Annotated in this window: 15 protein-coding genes; 10 read left to right on the top strand and 5 right to left on the bottom strand. The window is 56.4% G+C overall.

Annotated elements, in window-relative coordinates:
* Positions 1 to 24 precede the first annotated feature (24 nt).
* Positions 25 to 792, bottom strand: coding sequence for a glycosyltransferase (locus G439_RS10540; RefSeq protein WP_051125670.1), 768 nt, complete (start codon positions 790 to 792; stop codon positions 25 to 27).
* A 316-nt stretch (positions 793 to 1,108) separates the two neighbouring features.
* On the opposite strand from G439_RS10540, the gene G439_RS0100350 reads away from it, so the two are divergent.
* Entirely contained in the window at positions 1,109 to 1,621 is a 513-nt protein-coding gene (locus G439_RS0100350; RefSeq protein WP_131333444.1) for a hypothetical protein, read from the top strand.
* Between the two features lie 177 nt (positions 1,622 to 1,798).
* Here the strand turns inward: G439_RS0100350 and G439_RS0100345 are convergent, their stop codons facing one another.
* On the bottom strand, positions 1,799 to 2,680 hold the full coding sequence (locus tag G439_RS0100345; protein WP_022867205.1) for a DUF5926 family protein: 882 nt from the start codon (positions 2,678 to 2,680) through the stop codon (positions 1,799 to 1,801).
* Positions 2,681 to 2,823: 143 nt separating this feature from the next.
* Complete coding sequence (locus G439_RS0100340; RefSeq protein ID WP_022867204.1) at positions 2,824 to 4,419, bottom strand: xylulokinase; 1,596 nt, start codon at positions 4,417 to 4,419, stop codon at positions 2,824 to 2,826.
* Between the two features lie 275 nt (positions 4,420 to 4,694).
* Here G439_RS0100340 and G439_RS0100335 point away from each other — a divergent pair, with 275 nt between their 5' ends.
* Entirely contained in the window at positions 4,695 to 5,309 is a 615-nt protein-coding gene (locus G439_RS0100335) for an NAD(P)-dependent oxidoreductase (RefSeq protein ID WP_022867203.1), read from the top strand.
* A gap of 287 nt (positions 5,310 to 5,596) precedes the next feature.
* On the opposite strand, the gene G439_RS0100330 is transcribed toward G439_RS0100335, so the two are convergent.
* A complete protein-coding gene (locus G439_RS0100330) occupies positions 5,597 to 6,544 on the bottom strand; it encodes an HAD family hydrolase (protein WP_022867202.1) in 948 nt (315 codons plus the stop codon).
* Between the two features lie 24 nt (positions 6,545 to 6,568).
* Positions 6,569 to 7,843: a serine--tRNA ligase gene (gene serS / locus G439_RS0100325; protein WP_022867201.1), complete on the bottom strand. Its 1,275-nt coding sequence runs from the start codon at positions 7,841 to 7,843 to the stop codon at positions 6,569 to 6,571.
* A gap of 249 nt (positions 7,844 to 8,092) precedes the next feature.
* Between serS and G439_RS0100320 the strand changes: the two genes are divergently transcribed.
* The 8 genes from G439_RS0100320 (at position 8,093) to cas6e (ending at position 16,783) form a co-directional block, all read left to right on the top strand.
* The gene (locus G439_RS0100320) at positions 8,093 to 8,296 is read left to right on the top strand and encodes a hypothetical protein (RefSeq protein WP_022867200.1); all 204 of its coding nucleotides are present in this window, start codon (positions 8,093 to 8,095) and stop codon (positions 8,294 to 8,296) included.
* Positions 8,293 to 8,673, top strand: coding sequence for a sigma-70 family RNA polymerase sigma factor (locus G439_RS0100315; RefSeq protein WP_022867199.1), 381 nt, complete (start codon positions 8,293 to 8,295; stop codon positions 8,671 to 8,673). Before G439_RS0100320 ends, G439_RS0100315 begins: the two co-directional genes overlap by 4 nt.
* Positions 8,674 to 8,969: 296 nt before the next feature.
* Entirely contained in the window at positions 8,970 to 11,924 is a 2,955-nt protein-coding gene (locus G439_RS0100310) for a CRISPR-associated helicase/endonuclease Cas3 (RefSeq protein ID WP_022867198.1), read from the top strand.
* Positions 11,921 to 13,573, top strand: a complete 1,653-nt coding sequence (casA, locus tag G439_RS0100305) for a type I-E CRISPR-associated protein Cse1/CasA (protein ID WP_022867197.1) — start codon at positions 11,921 to 11,923, stop codon at positions 13,571 to 13,573. Before G439_RS0100310 ends, casA begins: the two co-directional genes overlap by 4 nt.
* Positions 13,570 to 14,253, top strand: coding sequence for a type I-E CRISPR-associated protein Cse2/CasB (gene casB, locus G439_RS10535; RefSeq protein WP_022867196.1), 684 nt, complete (start codon positions 13,570 to 13,572; stop codon positions 14,251 to 14,253). Before casA ends, casB begins: the two co-directional genes overlap by 4 nt.
* Before the next feature lie 6 nt (positions 14,254 to 14,259).
* Entirely contained in the window at positions 14,260 to 15,387 is a 1,128-nt protein-coding gene (cas7e, locus tag G439_RS0100295; protein WP_022867195.1) for a type I-E CRISPR-associated protein Cas7/Cse4/CasC, read from the top strand.
* A complete protein-coding gene (gene cas5e, locus G439_RS0100290) occupies positions 15,387 to 16,103 on the top strand; it encodes a type I-E CRISPR-associated protein Cas5/CasD (protein WP_022867194.1) in 717 nt (238 codons plus the stop codon). The genes cas7e and cas5e overlap by 1 nt, the downstream gene beginning before the upstream one ends.
* Positions 16,094 to 16,783 carry a type I-E CRISPR-associated protein Cas6/Cse3/CasE gene (gene cas6e, locus G439_RS0100285; RefSeq protein WP_022867193.1) on the top strand — a complete coding sequence of 230 codons (690 nt, stop codon included), beginning with the start codon at positions 16,094 to 16,096 and terminating at the stop codon, positions 16,781 to 16,783. The genes cas5e and cas6e overlap by 10 nt, the downstream gene beginning before the upstream one ends.
* Position 16,784: the final 1 nt, after the last annotated feature.

Here is a 16,784-nt window from a genome sequence, read left to right as displayed (position 1 = left end):
CCTCGGTTTCCCCGAATTCCTGCCTTAGTTTTCGCTAGTCTCGCGCTCGAAAGCCGCCCGAGGATACGGTTCGCCGATCCCCTGGATCTTGAGCCCTTGAAGACGATCTTTGAACGGCATCCGCTTACGGTGCAAAATCATGCGAGCCGACGCCAAAGATGCTTCGGTGAAGCGAGCCGAACGGTTATGCCGGCCGATAAATTGATCAGCGCCAGAGTGGACGAAGTTGCAGGGAATCTCAATCATGGACAGACCCGCGACCAGGATGTCCATAGTCATCGCAACCTCCAGGCCGTAGCCACTTAAGAAAGGCATGGCCGCAGTAACCGCTTCCCGCGTGATACAACGCTGGGATGACAGTGGATAGGTCGGGTTCCACCCGGTGATTCGCCGGATCGCTGCGCGCGCAACATTTTGGGCGTGCCCACGGTATTCAGCTGGGTCCAGGGGTGGTACTGAACATGCACAGTCTGCTAGGCCGGTGGTAACAGCTTCGACGAGGGCGGTCGCTTCCACCGCGGATTCGCCCAGGTCAGGCGAGATGAACAGCAGGTGCCTGGCGGGAGCGTCAACGCGGTCACGCATGGCAGCAACTTTCACCCCGGTTTCAATGGCCGAGGCTCGCCCTCGATGCAGAGAATGGCGGACTACGACGGCGCCTGCAGCCCGCGCCGCGCGTCCCGTTTCGTCCTCGGACCCATCGTCTACGACGATGAGGAGGTCAACGCCGGGGATGGCTCGGCAGGCTCGCACGGTGGAGGCGACATCGCGTTCCACGTTGTACGCGGGCATGATGGCGGCGACGCGTTGGGGTGATTTCTGGTTGTCGGCTCCAATGCCTGCGGTTCTCACGTCAACGATTCTATTCCTACGCTTCCAATTACGCGGGAATGTCCATCTCAGAGTCAGTGTGGTCATCAAAGCCACTAGGGTTTTGGCCAGGATAATGTTTGTCAGGAACGTATGAACTCATGCTCGATTCAGCTCCCAAAAATCCGCGAGGCCGAAAAGTTTTGTCAAGCGCACTTACATCGCTTTATTCGCGCTTTTCGTTGCCATCTGCGTAGTTGTCGCAGCCGATGTTCGCTGGCACCACGGTGGGCTGCTGTTGGCTTCATATGCGCTGCGCTGGTGTCTCCCGCTGGTTGTCGCCACGTTAATGTTGCCGTTGGCGCAGTGGTGGTTCTCTCGGCCTCGCCTTGACCAGGTTATCGGTCAGTCAAATCGGGATCACCACCAGTTTGTGACGAGCTGGATCAGACCGGTGGTGTATTTGGTGATGGTGGTTCAGGTCGGCTTGGTTTGCCTGTCAGGTTTCCACCTGTTGAAGGTGGGTTCTGATGCTGTTTCAGGCACGACGATCACCCATGATGCGCTCTGCAATGAGCTCGCTCGTCAACCATTCAAGAGTCGCTATAGCGCTGGCGGCACCCGCATGGAGTACACGACACCTGACGGCGCGCGCCGTGTGGAGATCCAACGGGCACAGGGTCCAGATTTTTGGGAAGAAGGCTTCGGCCTTCGGATCATGCAATCATGCGACGAGGCCGAGGAGCGCTTCACTTTGGAAACATGGCCGAGCACTGGCTTGATCGCGGATGTTGTCCCTTCCGATAACTAAGGGGACTCCACTGAGCGAGCGCTGTTAAGAAGCAGCGCGTATGGCCGAGACCATCGCGCACGGCCTAGACCAGGAAGCGCTGTTAAGAAGCCGCGATCACTATTAGGGGAATTAAGCGCGGTGAAAACGCACTGCACCGAGGGCAACCTGGGTCGTCCTCGGCACAGTCACCTGCGCTTAGCGTATTGTGACCTGCCTGGACACGAGGCCCTGACGGATGCGACGCTCGTCCGCACTCAACGGTTCGTCGACCTTGAGCGCCTGATCCAGCTCGTCAGCAAAAGCCTTGGCATCAGCGGCAACGTCGGAAGCTGTCGCGTCCTCAGCCAGTTCAAAGACGGGGATAGCAATGCCGCAGGCGCGGAAGGCACCCACAAAACGCGATCCTTCGCCGACGTGAGCCTTGCCGGCGACAGCCAGGCGAGCTAGTCCGTTGAACAGGGGCGACTCATCAATGTCAGTCACGAAGCGCACGAAGTTGCGGTTCATCTCGCACCAGAACATACCCGGGACTTCGGCAATGGCTTCGGTGGGGATGATCTCTTCACGGTTTTGCTGCAGGGCCCGCTGAGTCTGCTCGTCGATGTCTTCGTCGGGCGAGAACCAGTAGGAGAAGTCTTCGGCGATGACCATCGCAGTGAAGGACTCGGGGTCGATGATGTCTTGGAGGCGCTCTGAAGGCTCGCGCACGTCAAAGTCGATGACACCTTCATCGCCGTTATCTTTTGCGGCGATGGCTGCCAGAACTGCGGCGGCAACGTCGTGGGACAGGTCCGCGGAGTTGAAGCGGGTTTGCAGAGCCACGAGGATGCGTCCGTCGGGGCGAACCATCGCAGGGTGACCGTCGGGCAGAAGGGTGACGAGGTCGAATTCGACGCCGCCGTGCTCTTTGTTGGTGACTGCCGTCATCGTCGCGCAGGGGATGATTTCGCGCATGGCGACGAGTTCAACCTCTTTCGGCAAACCCTCGAAGGGGCGTGCGACGAAGGGGATCGGCGCCCGGTAGGCGGCGAGTTTGTCAGGATTGGTGACCTTCTTGCGGCGGCTTGCTTTACCCATGGGCGCCATCGTACAGCCCCCAACACCCACATCCCGCGAAGGACGCCCAAAACTCTCCCGAAGGACGCCCATCTTTCCCACGAAGGACGCACAAGTCACCCCTCGAAGGACGCACAACGCACATCCTTCGAGGGGTCAACCAATCAGCTGTTATCAGCAGCCGACTGCACAGTCGGCAATGCGCGACGGTACCGCTCAAGGAAACGGTTGTAACCCTCGTGATCGCCAGCATCCGGTTCAACCACGCTCGCCTCAGCGTCAGCAAACACACGAGAATCCAGGTACTGCGGCAGCGTCTCACCCTCGTTCCCGCACACCGCAAAACGTGCGAGGACCGCAATACCCCAGGCCCCGCCCTCACCGGCGGTCGCACCAACAGAAACCGGAATGTCGAGGGCATCGGCCAGGACCTTCTGCGCGACACCCTCAGTCTTGAACAGGCCACCATGACCGAAGAGCCGATCCAGGGCCACGTCCTCGTCGGCAAGAATGTCCATCCCGATTCGGATTGACGCGAAGATGCTCATGAGCTGCACGCGGAATGCATTGGCCAGGGTGAAGTCAGCATCAGGGGTGTGCATGAAAAGCGGGCGGCCGCCCTCGAGCCCCATCAACGGTTCGCCACTCAAAGTGTTGTACGCCAACAGGCCCGCACCGTCAGCTGCGCCCTTCATTGCGTTGAAGTACAGGGCGTCATAAATCTGCGGGACGGACATGTCGATGCCGGCAAGCTTGGCGAACTCAACGAACATTGACACCCAGGCATCGATCTCAGACGCGCCATTGTTGGAGTGCACCATGGCAACGGGCGAGCCATCGGGCGTGGTGACCATGTCGATTTCAGTGTGCAGCCGCTCGAGGGCCTTCTCAAGCACCACCATGAGGAACACGGAAGTGCCACAAGAAATATTGCCTGAACGCTGCGCAACGGAGTTGGTGGCCACCATGCCAGTGCCGGCGTCACCCTCGGGCGGGCACATCGCAATCCCGGGGCGCAGGGTGCCCGTGGGGTCGAGGAGGGCGGCGCCCTCGGCAGTCAGTGTGCCGGCGTCGGCGCCTGCGGGCAGGACCTGGGGCAGTAGGTCGCGCAGTTTCCATGAGTACCCGCGGTCTGCGACGAGGGCGTCGTACGCGTCGACTCGCGCTTGGTCATAGTCGAGGGCGGTGGAGTCGATGGGGAACATGCCGGAGGCATCGCCGATTCCCAGGACATGGCGGCCGGTCAGTTCTTCGTGGACCCAGCCAGCCAGCGTGTTGATGGACGCGAGGTTGACGACGTGCGGGTCGTTGTCGATGATGCACTGGTGCAGGTGGGCAATGGACCAGCGCAGCGGGATGTTGAAGTCGAAGGTTTTGATGAGTTCTTCGGCGGCGGGCCCGGTGTTGGTGTTGCGCCAGGTGCGGAAGGGGACGAGCTGGTTTCCGGCGGCGTCGAAGGCGAGGTAGCCGTGCATCATGGCTGAGATGCCGAGGGAGCCGTAGGTGGTGGGGGTGACGTCGTATTTGGTGCGGACATCTTCAACGAGGTCGGCGTAGGCGGTTTGTAACCCTTTTCGCACGTCCTCGAGGTCGTATGACCATAGGCCGTCAACGAGCTTGTTTTCCCAGGAGAAACCTCCGGATGCGATGGGCTGATGGTCCGGGCCAATAAGTACGGCTTTGATTCGGGTTGAGCCGAACTCAATTCCTAGTGCTGTGTCTCCGGATTCGATCGCTGCCCGGATGTCTGTAGTGGTCATGTGTCCTCCAGAGAAGTCGTCGTTGACGTGTCTTTATCTTTCACGAGGTCGGAGTCGGCTCGCAAGTGCGATAATGTTATCGCTAACACGCCGGTAGTTGCTTGTTTTTCTCTCTAATTTTTTAGCGACGACACCCATCGCCCCCCAATCCGCCGCGAGGGACGCCCAAAAGTCCGGCGAGGGACGCCCAGTTTGGCTCAAGAACCGATTCCAGGTGGCGGAAAGTATGCAAAAGCGAGACAATCCGATGATCAGTTAAATGTAAAGGACATCTTATGAAGATCACTGTTATCGGTGGAACCGGAGCAACCGGTTCAGCAGCCGTCACCGAAGCCGCGCGTCGCGGCCACGAAGTAGTCTCTGTGTCTCGTTCGGCCAAACATGCAGCAGGAGCGACAGTTGATGCTCGCGCTGACCTGGCCGACACACGTGCCATTGTCGACCTCGTTAATGGTTCAGATGTCACCATCATCGCCGTCCCCACTGATCGCACAGGCGGCCCAACTCGTCCAATCATCGAGGCCTTCGAGCACCTTTTCGCCGCGCGTCCTGTAGGTCGCATGATTGTTGTGGGCGGTGCCGGGTCTCTGCTTGACGAAGAAGGAAATCGCCTGGTTGATTCGCCCAATTTTCCCGAGGATTACCGTCCTGAAGGACTTGCTTTTGCGAAGATTCTTGACCTTCTGCGCGAGGCCGGAGACAAGTTAGCATGGACTTTTGTGTCCCCCTCGCCGAACTATCCGGTTGAGGAATCTAGCGGGGCGTACGTTGAGGCAGCTGATAGTGCCGCAGGCGAGAATCTGTCCGCTGCCGATCTGGCGATCGCATTGATTGACGAGGCCGAAAAGGACGCTCACCGGGGCAAGCGGTTCACCGTCGCCTCCGCCTAGTTCATTTTCCCCTATTGCCTGCTTTCCTGCCTACGAGGGCGCCCGGACGTGCTCGCAACTGTGATCACCATGCAGCGAAACCCACAGTTACGCGACGAAACCCACGGTTACGCGGCGACGGCGGTTCGTGCCCCGACCCCCATCGGCGTATAACTGTGGATCTCGATGGGTGAGCACGGTCAGGCCAGCACTTGGGCATCCTTCGCGGGAAAGATGTGCGTCCCTCGGCGAACTTTTGTGCGTCCCTCGTGGGAAGTCGGGGCAGAGAACGGCGCTAGGCAGGGATGCTAGGCGGTCACGTGTTCGAGGACGGCCTGCATAACCGCAGCCGCGCCCTCGTTCTCTACCGCACCGGTGACGAGGTCGGCCACATCCTTGACGTCAGGAGTTGCCGAACCCATCGCGACACCGAGCGCAGCCCAACGAATCATCGAAATGTCATTGGTCCCGTCGCCAATGGCCACGGTCCCCTCGCTGGGCACGCCCAACTGGTCACACAGCCCCTGCAAGCCAAAGGCCTTGGTGACTCCACGCGGAGAAATGTCGGCCCACGACGTCCAGCCAACAGAACATTCCCAGGCCTTCCCCAGATCCAACCGGTCTAAGACCTGGCAAAACTGCGACCTCGTCATATCTGGCACGCGCACGACCAACTTGATTGCGGGGATTGCCCGCAGAACATCCAAGGGCACAACCTGATGCTCTTCAATCAGTTCCCCGCTAGGGAAGTCACCTGAGATGAGGAACTTGCCCACGGTTTCAATGCCGATCAACACACCGGGGACCTGATCGGTTAGTAGGTCGATGATTTCTGAGGCGTCAAAATACAAGGGTTCGTCGGATTCAAAACCTGACGGGTACGAGGGCGAGAAGTGCGCTCGAATCGCGCCATTGGAACACACTGCCCACGATTCTGGGTCACCAAGCTGATCGAGGACAGGGTGGGTCGCCTCCAGGGACCTGCCCGTCGCGATGACAATGTGGATGCCCGTGGCCGCGCAGGCCGCGATGGTTTCGCGAACCCGGTCGGACACGCCTTCTAGCGTCATGACGGTTCCATCTAGATCCAGGGCGATCAGGATTTTGGATGGGTCGGTGGGCATACCTTGGGGCAGGGCCCCGGCCGCTTGTGCGACGAGAAACCGGAAATCAATGGGCGCTTCACCTGATAGGGGCGGCGACACCATATTCCGGATGATTGGCTCGTCGGCCAGCGACGGGTCAGCTTCGAGCATGTGCTCAGAGTCTTTCGCAGTCGTTCACTTGACGGGTTCGAGGACTTCGAGCCCACCCATGTAAGGCCGCATCGCTTCGGGCACGTACACGGATCCGTCTGCCTGCTGGTGGTTTTCGAAGAGGGCAACCAGCCAGCGAGTGGTGGCCAGGGTTCCGTTAAGGGTAGCGACGGGGAACATTTGGCCGTCGCGGCGTTCACGAATACCGAGGCGCCGTGCCTGGAAGGTGGTGCAGTTGGAGGTGGAGGTGACTTCCATCCAGCGGTTTTGCGTGGGCAGCCAGGCTTCGCAGTCAAACTTGCGCGCGGCGGAGGTTCCGAGGTCACCCGCAGCGGTGTCGATGATCCGGTAGGGCAGCTCAACTTTGGCGAGCATGGCTTCTTCCCAGGCGAGAAAGCGCTGGTGTTCTTCTGCGGCGTCTTCTGGGCGGCAGTAGGAGAACATTTCAGCCTTGTTGAACTGGTGAACTCGGATGATGCCTCGCGTGTCTTTGCCTGCAGATCCGGCTTCGCGTCGATAGCAGGTGGACCAGCCGAGGTAGCGTTTGGGCCCGTCGGCAAGGTCAAGAATTTCGTCTGCGTGGTAGCCGGCGAGGGCGACCTCGGAGGTTCCAGTCAAGTAGAGGTCGTCGGCGGGCAGATAGTAGATCTCGTCGGAGTGTTCGTTGAGGAACCCGGTGCCTCCCATGACGGCTGGCGTGACCAGTGTGGGGGTCATCATGGGGGTGAAGCCTTCGGAGACGGCCTGGTCAAGGGCCATGTTCATGAGGGCTAGTTCGAGGCGGGCGCCGATGCCTTTGAGGTAGTAGAAGCGCGCGCCGGAAACCTTTGCGCCGCGCTTGGTGTCGATGGCGTCCAAGCCCTCGCCGATAGCGAGGTGGTCTTGCGGTTCGAAGCCTTCTGCGGCGAAGTCACGAGGCTGGGGGCCTTCTTTGCGCAGCTCAACGTAGTCGTCTTCTCCGCCGGTGGGGACGCCGTCAACGATGAGGTTGGGCAGCAGGCGGGCGAGGCGGTCGGCTTCGGCGTCAGCCTCGTTAGCTTTGGCTTCGGCAGCTTTGACCTGTTCGGCCAGTTCTTTGGCTTTGGCGAGGACTGCTGGACGCTCTTCAGGAGAGGCTTTGCCAACTGACTTGGAGACGTCTTTTTGGGTGGCTCGCAGAGCTTCGAATTCTTGGAGGGCGGTTCGCCGCAGGGCGTCGGCCTCGATAATTCGGTCGACCAGTTCGACGTCGCCGCCACGGGCGCGCTGGGAGGCGCGGGCGGGTTCAGGGTCTTCACGCAGTGCACGCACATCAATCATGTGTTCCATCCTAGGCCAGGGCGTGTGCATTACGAGGCCGAGGCGGCCGGGTGGTGGGTTGGGGCGAGTTGTGCACAGGGGTGGACGGGGATTGGTTTTACACAGGCAAAGCTGATGGAATGCCGCTTTCAAGCGGTGTTTCGTAGTGTCACGTCAGAGGAGATTCGGCAGAAGTTCACCGGACAACGGAGTTACTAGAGGATTCCAGTCTATAGGCCTTGCTGCCATACTCAAGAGGGGTAGACTTTGATGAAAAGACGCGATCTGATCCGCACACTCAGACTCATCACTACACGCCATGGTTTGACAGTCGCCCTCAAAGAAGGCGGCAACCACACCAAGGCTCAAATTGGTACTTGGAAGACAACAGTCCCGCGGCACCGCGAGATTGACGAAACCCTAGCCAAGGCCATCATCCGAAATTGCGAATCGACACTGCAGGAGAACTCATGAAGACCCAAATCAACGCGCGAGTTGAACGAGGAGAACGTTGGTGGATTGCTTTCTTCGACATCGATGGACACGAATGTGGAACACAAGCAAAGCGGATTGATCAGCTTGAGGACATGATCCTAGACGCCGCATCACTCATGGCCGAACGCCCAAAATCAGACTTCTCTGTTAGCCTCGCCGTTTCGCCAACGAAATATGACGCCATCGTCACCCGATACAAAGAGCACGCGGAGGCCGCTCAAATCGCAGAAGAGACAGCCGCTCAAGCCTCTCGCGAGGCCGTCAAAACAATGCGTCAAGACGGCTTGCCCATGCGCGACATTGCCACACTCATGGGAATCTCCCCGCAACGAGTGTCACAGCTAGCGAAGGGGTGACGGGCTCCCCCGAGTCGATTCCGGAGCATATGTTTTTCAGCAAAGAATTAACCCAGTTCCCCAGAATTCAAGTGGCCTTCGCAGAATCCTCGAACGGAAACGTGGTGCCAGGCCACAAAAATATGATCGTCTCACGCTGGGAATGATGCCTCACTAACAAAGAATTGGCTGAAGCTTGAAGTGAAATAGTAACGTCACACAAAGACTAATTTAATTAACCAACTTGAATACCCCTGTTGTGCCCCAAATGCCTATGACGCGTTTTACCGTAGAGACATCCAACGGAGGGAGCACACGTGCTATCACCTGCTGCGCGTCGAGTCTGGGCAAAGTCTGGTTACGTTCCAGAACGCGAAGAGTGGCTACCACTCTGGGTACACCTTCTCGATACTGCTGCTGTGGCAGAACATCTTGCTCACAGTTGGCTCGCTCCCACCATCGGCAATCTTCTTGAGCAAGAATTCGCCGACTCCGATTCAGGATTGACCGCTACAGAAGAGTTCTGCGTCTTATCCGCATGGATTGCCGCGATGCACGACATCGGCAAGTGCTCACCGGCTTTTGCGAGCAAGGTTAAAAGACTAGACGATCAGATGAAAGAATACGGTCTTAATCATGAGCACGTCGACAGCATCGAACGTCGTAAAGTGCCCCATGGCTTAGCCGGGCACATTATCACCAAAAACTGGCTCGTGGATGATCATGGATGGACTCATGGCCAGGCGGACTTAGTGGCGTCTCTCGTTGGTGCCCATCACGGCATTCCCCCCACCCACGCTTCACTTAACGAATGCGCGGGCCGTGAGCACCTCATCGGTGACGACACACCCTGGACCAATGTACAAAGAGAACTATTGTCGTTTGTTACGGAGAAAACAGGCGCCCAGACTCTTATAGATAGTTGGTCACAAAGATCCTGGTCGCTCGCTTTCCTCGTGGACCTCTCAGGACTGATCATCGTTGCCGACTGGATTGCTTCGACGGAAGCCTATTTCCCCTTGATCTGCGCTAGTGATGATGGAACCTCTCTATTGGATCCTCAGGTATACGCGAAGCGCGCGTCTTTAGGGTTGAGAAAAGTGGAACTCCCAACACCATGGTGTCCGCGCGACGATGGCCAAGATCCAGACTCCCTACTTGCTAGTCGTTTTAACCTTCCCGAAGGGGCTTCTTCCACCGACATACAATCTCGTGCCGTCGAGGCAGCACGATCTATGGAGTTGCCAGGCATCCTCATTGTCGAAGAATCCACCGGAGGAGGAAAGACTGAGGCCGCACTCATGGCAGCAGAGATTCTTGCCGCCCGTACCGGACGTTCTGGAGTTTTATTCGCGCTCCCAACACAAGCCACTACGGACGCAATGTTCGCTCGGGAAATCTCATGGCTGGAGAAGATCGAAAAAGCCTATTCTCATGGTGGCGCTCCATCGAATTTCGCCGTCCAACTTACTCACGGTCGAGCACGGATGAACGAAGAGGCTAAGCCACTGCGCCGACGCGGATACGAGATTCGCGACCGGCTTCTTGGTTCTCTCGGTGGGGGTGATATCACGGAAGATTCGATAGCGGCCCCATCCAATATCGGTTGGGACGAGGAAGAAGCCAGAACCGGTCCGTTGACGACGCCTCAGGCTCGACGGCGCGCCGATATCGCCATCATGTCATGGTTCTCCGGTCGAAAGAAAGCAATGCTTTCTGATTTCGTTGTCACCACGATTGATCATCTTCTCTTCGGAGCGATGCGTTCCCCGCACCTCGCTATGCGTCATCTTGGCCTATCCCGAAAAGTGGTCATCGTCGACGAAGTTCACTCTTATTCGACCTACATGAATGTTTACCTAGACCGAGCATTAACGTGGCTCGCAGCCTACGGCGTACCCGTGGTTCTGTTATCAGCGACCCTATCTGAAGCTCGATGTTCGACAATGGTTCAGGCATACAGACGTGGTTTACGGCTAGCCTCCGGGGAGAGTTCCGAGGACGTTGTACCGGAATCACTCAACACCCCGTTCCCCTGTCTAATCACCGCTGGCCGCCAAGGTGTCAACATCACTGAAACAGCATCAAGCGGACGCCACTCACTCGTCCGTGTCAAACGGGTGGAATACGACGGCCTCGTTCCCCTCCTCACGGACCATCTCTCAGAAGGTGGCTGTGTCCTCGTGGTGCGCAATACGGTAAGTCGAGCACAGGAAACATACGAGGAACTTAAGAATTTCTTTGGTGATGACGTGAGTCTGAATCACGCGCGGTTTACTCTAGGCGACCGTTTAGAGAAAGATCGCGACCTGCTTAACCGATTCGGCCCTCCGCGAAGCTCTCGAAAACGGCCGGATCGCGCGATCATCGTTGCGACGCAGGTAGTTGAACAGTCCCTCGATGTTGACTTCGATCTACTCGTAACCGACTTGGCTCCAATTGATCTCATCCTGCAGCGTATGGGCCGCTTACATCGCCATAAACGTATGCGCCCGTCAACACTCGTCGAGCCGACTTGCTATATCGACTGCTTGCCCTCATCTTCCACACGCAATCCTTCAATTGAACCCGGCGCAAAAGCAATCTATGGAGAACATGACATGCTCCTAAGCGCCGCCGCACTGGATCGAGTCATTTCAGGCAGTGGCGCTATCACAGTGCCCGACGATGTTCACAAACTTATTGAGGAGGTATACGGACAAGCTTTCGAGGCTCCCCCTTCTCGGCGAGAAGCCCTTGAGCAGGCACAGGAAAAAGCGGCCCGGGAGTATCAACAAAAGCAGCGGGACGCGCAAGGGTTCCTACTGGAAGAACCGCCCTCTGCAGGAAAGTCTAAGTCTTTAGTCGGTTGGCTTCACTCAACTGCCTCAGATGATGATGAGTCTTGTCGCGCTCAGGTACGCGACGGCGAAGATTCGTTGGAAGTCATCCTTTTAGACCTCCGTCGTGAGGGAGGCCAGAGGGAATTACTGACACTCCCCAACGCTCCTGACGCGCCAGGAGTTCTTATCCCTACGGACCGTCTTCCAGAGAACACGACTATACGCGCGATGGCGATGTCAGCAGTACGACTTCCACCACGCTTCACAAATGCTCGAACCATTGATACAGTAATAAATGAACTTGAGAAACATCATGTTTCCGCTTGGCAGGACGATCCCCAACTCCGCGGCCAACTTTTCCTTCCACTCATCAACAATCGGGCGGAACTCGGAGGCGTCACTCTGGAATATTCCCCAATCACCGGCCTCAAGGAGGTCCATTTGACATGACGGCACACAGTTTCAATCTTCTCGACGAGAATTGGATCCGGGTGACCAGGCTCGATGGTTCGCCTGACGAAATTTCCTTACTTTCGCTCTTCCATGAGGCTCAACAGATCGAAGGAATACATGGGGAGATCGCTAGTCAGGACATGGCGATTTTGCGATTATTGTTGGCGATATGTCATCGAACGATGGACGGTCCCAAGGATCTTGAAACATGGAGGAGATATTGGGAGGAGCCTGGGAGTCTCGGTCGTGACGCGTGCGAATATCTCGAGAGTTACCGCGACCGATTTGATCTTTCCGACTCTGAACGGCCTTTCTTTCAGGTTTCTGGAATTCATTCAGCATCAGGAAAAATCTCCGGTATCGATGTACTCATTGCAGACGTTCCTAATAACAAGCCTTTGTTCACGACACGCCTAGGCAATGGGTTGAACTCAATCTCATGGTCAGAAGCAGCAAGATGGCTCATTCACGTACAGGCGTTTGACCCCTCGGGTATTCGCTCTGGAGCTGTCGGGGATCCCGCTGTCAAGGGCGGAAAGGGGTACCCGATCGGACCAGGATGGACTGGTCAGATCGGCGTCGTAGCAGTAGCTGAGCGTAATCTCGAGCGCACACTACTCTTGAACACTGTCGTTCATTCCATGGTCGAGGGTTTGAATGCTATTCCTGAACTTGATCTAGCCCCCTGGGAAAAAGATTCCGATTCCCCAGCTGGGGCAACCGACAAAGAACCACACGGTCCTGTGTCTTGTTATACCTGGCAGAGCCGACGTGTGCTCTTACATGGAGACACAAACCGAGTCACCGGAGTTTTCCTTGGAAACGGCGACAAGGCATCCCCTCAGAATCGCTACTCAGTTGAACCTATGACGGCGTGGCGTTATTCCGATCCACAAACCAAGAAATTCAAAACGACTGTCTACATGCCGAGGAAGCATCCGACAGATCGTGCCCTTTGGAGAGGCCTGTCAACTATCATCCCCCAGCTTAGCCCTTCAGTTTCAGTGAAAGGCTCAGTCTCTGTCCCCCGATACCGCCCACCTGGTGTCGTTACTTTCTACCAGGCTCTCCTCTACGACGGCATAATAGAGCAGCGTGGAATTATTCCTCTCCACGCTATCGGCATGGAGTACGGCGCTCAAGAAGCAGTGGTTACTGAGCTTGTAAATGACGTTCTCTCACTCCCAGTTGGGCTCCTTGATTCTAGGAACCTAAGACTCCTCAGAGTCGTCAAAGATGCAATGGAATCCACAGAGCAAGTTGGATCTGCGTTGCGCAATTTATCTGCCAATCTCGATCGTGCTTGCGGCGGGAGTCCAGATACCGCAAACTCCGCCAGAGAACGCGCAGGACAGGCGTTCTATCAAGTCATTGATCAAAAGTTTCCACAATGGCTCGCTTCCTTGAACGGAGCGAACCCTTCCAGTGCACGTGACGGTTGGCGAGCTCTGCTTCGCAGCGAAGCCTGGCGACAACAGGAAATTCTCGCCACTCAAGTGCCTAATACAGCGTTCTCAGGACGCGGCGAGAGGAACGGGCATATGGACGTCAGCGAAGCACTCATTTATTTCCGGTCCGCCCTGAACAAAGCTGTTCCTCCCCAAACTGAACAGTGGCAGTCCCAAAGACGAAAGGACATTTTGTGACAACTTCGGAAGACAAAATCCCCAAGGACGAGGACACGGCAGCTACATCATTCACACCTCGAAGAGCCCCCCTCCATGAGATAGGCCGATTGATCCATTCTCGCATCGGGGGTTCCCACGGCCTCCAGGCTCGCTATTTGAAGAACGAGTCCGGGGGGCGTGCCAGCGTCGCAATCCTGCGTAAAGCACTGAACCTAGCACCTGGAGAATCACCTGAAATTTGGGAACTGACTCAAGTGCGAGTTCCTCATTTCACTGGTGACGAACCGACAAAAGAAGAGCTTGCCGTCCACACATCAATGACGCTCTACGCGCTCCATCAGCAGTCGCGTACTGAAGCGATGTACAAACCCGGCCAAGGACTCGGATACGCTGCGCGAAGACTAGTCGGCACAAACGATGAGAACTCTTCCACGCGGGCACGCTTCAACTCTCTCGTCACGTCTTCGACCTTTTCTGAGCTTCGTCATCACCTAAGGGCGTTCATCTCTCAACTCAGGGCAGCCGGAATTGCGTTGGACTACGCATCACTGGCCGATGACCTCGTTCGCTTCCAAACTCCTGGCGGTACTAAATCAGTCCGTCTACGTTGGTCGCGTCAATATGCTTCCTTTCCCTACCCTGCTGATTCATACCTAGAAGTCGATCTCAACGATCCTATTGAGAATTTGGAGAACTAAACCGTTATGAACACCTACATTGACCTTCACATCATCCAGAGCATCCCTCCGTCGTGCGTGAACCGTGACGACTCAGGTTCTCCAAAGTCAGCAGTCTATGGAGGCGTGCGACGTCTGCGCGTATCCAGTCAATCCTGGAAGCGCGCCATGCGTCTCTACTTCAATAACCTGTTAACTGCTAACGACATCGGGATCCGCACCAAAAGGGTCGCTGAGTTACTTGCAGAGAAGATCGTCGAAGTTGCGCCTGAGATGGGCGAGTCGGCTGTGTCTATGGCAGAGGAAGTCTTTAAGGCAGCGAAGATCAAGCTAAGCCCTCCTCGAGGCAAGAAAGATGCTCCCCCGGAATCCGGTTATCTCTTGTTCCTTGCCACGAGTCAGCTTGCCCGCATCGCTGACCTCGTCATTGACTCGGCCCGAAGCGGAGAAGAACTCGACTCTAAGAAGATTAAGAGCATATTTAAGGAGAATCACGCCGTCGATATCGCCTTATTTGGCCGTATGGTCGCCGACGACACTGACCTTAATGTTGACGCAGCTTGCCAGGTCGCACACGCGATCTCGACCCATGCGGCCGAGAATGAGTACGACTTCTTCACGGCAGTTGACGACCAGAAAGCAGCCTCCTCGGAAGAGGATGCAGGAGCTGGGATGATGGGAACTGTTGAGTTTTCATCCGCAACGATGTACCGCTATGCCACCTTAAACGTCGATATGCTCACTAAAAACCTCGGCGACGTCAACGCCACGCTGCGCGCCATCGAAGTTTTTATCGAGGCATTCTGTCTTTCGATGCCAACCGGCAAACAAAACACCTTTGCCAATCGAACGATCCCCGACGCCGTAGCCGTAACGATTCGAAATGACCAGCCGGTATCCTTCGTCGGCGCCTTCGAAGAAGCAGTTCCTTCCCGTACTGATTCTGGCTATGTGGATCGATCCATCGATAGGCTTGCAAAGTATGCACAAAATATTGAGAAAAACTACGGCCTTGAGCCTCTTGCGAGTTTTGTCGTATCCCTAGAGGATTCCGACGCCGTCACATCGCTCGGCCACCGAGTTTCCTTTGCAGACTTGACTGGCAAGGTTCGAGAGATCGTTAGCTCACGAATGCTCACTGCGGAGCAGAACTGATGTCAGTCTTGCTTTTGAGACTTGCAGGACCGTTGCAAGCATGGGGTTGTTCTTCACGATTCACCGTTCGTGGTACTGAAACTGCACCGACTAAAAGTGGCGTCATTGGGATGCTAGCCGCTGCGCAAGGTCGGCGGCGGACCGCACCCATTGAGGATCTGATGGCCCTGAGTTTCGGTGTGAGAAAGGATCAGCCAGGCCCGGTGCTTCGAGACTTTCATACAGCCCGAACTCTGGATGGAAAAACGTCCATGCCGCTCTCCCAGCGTTATTACCTTTCCGACACAGTATTCCTCGCTGGGATCGAAGGAGATTATTCCCTGCTCGAAGGACTGAGCGAAGCCCTTTGTCGTCCGGTATTCCCCTTGTATCTCGGCAGAAGGTCATGTCCGCCGACTCAGCCGGTAACGTTGGGAATAAGAGAGAGATCTCTGTTTGAGGCTCTTCGTGATGAACCGTGGCAAGCCTCCGATTGGTTCCGCCGCCGCCACCGTGGCATCGATTCCGAGATCCTCATCGATCAGGAAGCCGTTCCCGTTGCCGATCGGAACGGTTTCTCGAACGGCAACAACGACGTTCCCCATTCCTTCGATCCCCGTCGGCGCGAGTACGGATTCCGCCAAGTCGAAAGGATCACTCTCCACCTGGGAGCAAGCATTGGCGAAGATACACACGACCCAATGGAAGAACTGGAGGAGGCTGCTCGGTGTTCCTAACAAAGATCGACCTCGACCCGAGCCGTAGGCTCGCGCGGAAGTACCTGGCTTCACCTCAGGTGATGCACGCGGTCATCATGAAGGCAGCACAGAGTGGTGGACCAAATCCATCAGGAAGGGTGCTGTGGCGAGTTGATCGCTCGATGGCCTCGACAAGACTATTCCTTTTATCGCCAGATCGTCCGGACTGTTCCCAAATCGTCACAGACGCAGGCTTGTCCATGACCCAAGCCGTAAGTCTCGATTACAACCCATTCCTAAACAAACTGGAATCGGGACAAACTTGGGTTTTTCGACTCACAGCAAATCCTTCACGTTCTGTGTCCAACGGGATTGGAAAGCGCGGAAAACTCCACGGGCATGTCACCGTTGAACAACAACGTCAGTGGCTTATTGAGCGTGCTGACAGACTCGGTTTCGCGCTGAACACAGTAAATCGTGAGTCGCCAGATGAGTCGACTTATTCCGTCACTGTCACTCAAAGATCACGCCCCGTGTTCGGCAGAGATAACCCTCATAATCACGTGCGTGATCGAGTCACTATCAACAAGACAGTTTATGAAGGCCTACTTCGTGTGACAGATGTTGAGGTTTTTCGAAACTCCCTCACGGCAGGAATTGGGAGGTCTAAAGCTTACGGGTGCGGTCTCATGACTCTCGCAAAGGTTAGAGAGAGCTAAC

Origin of the sequence: Schaalia vaccimaxillae DSM 15804 (assembly GCF_000420425.1) — a bacterium.
In the GTDB taxonomy this organism is placed as follows: Bacteria; Actinomycetota; Actinomycetes; order Actinomycetales; family Actinomycetaceae; genus Pauljensenia; species Pauljensenia vaccimaxillae.
This window is presented reverse-complemented; position numbering and strand designations above follow the sequence as displayed.

Bases quoted from the DNA above. Each gene is read 5' to 3' on its own strand.
- G439_RS0100330 (WP_022867202.1), bottom strand. From the start codon at position 6,544: ATGCTCGAAGCTGACCCGTCGCTGGCCGACGAGCCAATCATCCGGAAT.
- G439_RS10540 (WP_051125670.1), bottom strand. From the start codon at position 792: ATGCCCGCGTACAACGTGGAACGCGATGTCGCCTCCACCGTGCGAGCC.
- G439_RS0100345 (WP_022867205.1), bottom strand. From the start codon at position 2,680: ATGGGTAAAGCAAGCCGCCGCAAGAAGGTCACCAATCCTGACAAACTC.
- serS (WP_022867201.1), bottom strand. From the start codon at position 7,843: ATGATTGATGTGCGTGCACTGCGTGAAGACCCTGAACCCGCCCGCGCC.
- cas7e (WP_022867195.1), top strand. From the start codon at position 14,260: ATGAACACCTACATTGACCTTCACATCATCCAGAGCATCCCTCCGTCG.
- G439_RS0100340 (WP_022867204.1), bottom strand. From the start codon at position 4,419: ATGACCACTACAGACATCCGGGCAGCGATCGAATCCGGAGACACAGCA.
- G439_RS0100315 (WP_022867199.1), top strand. From the start codon at position 8,293: ATGAAGACCCAAATCAACGCGCGAGTTGAACGAGGAGAACGTTGGTGG.
- casA (WP_022867197.1), top strand. From the start codon at position 11,921: ATGACGGCACACAGTTTCAATCTTCTCGACGAGAATTGGATCCGGGTG.
- cas5e (WP_022867194.1), top strand. From the start codon at position 15,387: ATGTCAGTCTTGCTTTTGAGACTTGCAGGACCGTTGCAAGCATGGGGT.
- G439_RS0100320 (WP_022867200.1), top strand. From the start codon at position 8,093: ATGAAAAGACGCGATCTGATCCGCACACTCAGACTCATCACTACACGC.
- G439_RS0100335 (WP_022867203.1), top strand. From the start codon at position 4,695: ATGAAGATCACTGTTATCGGTGGAACCGGAGCAACCGGTTCAGCAGCC.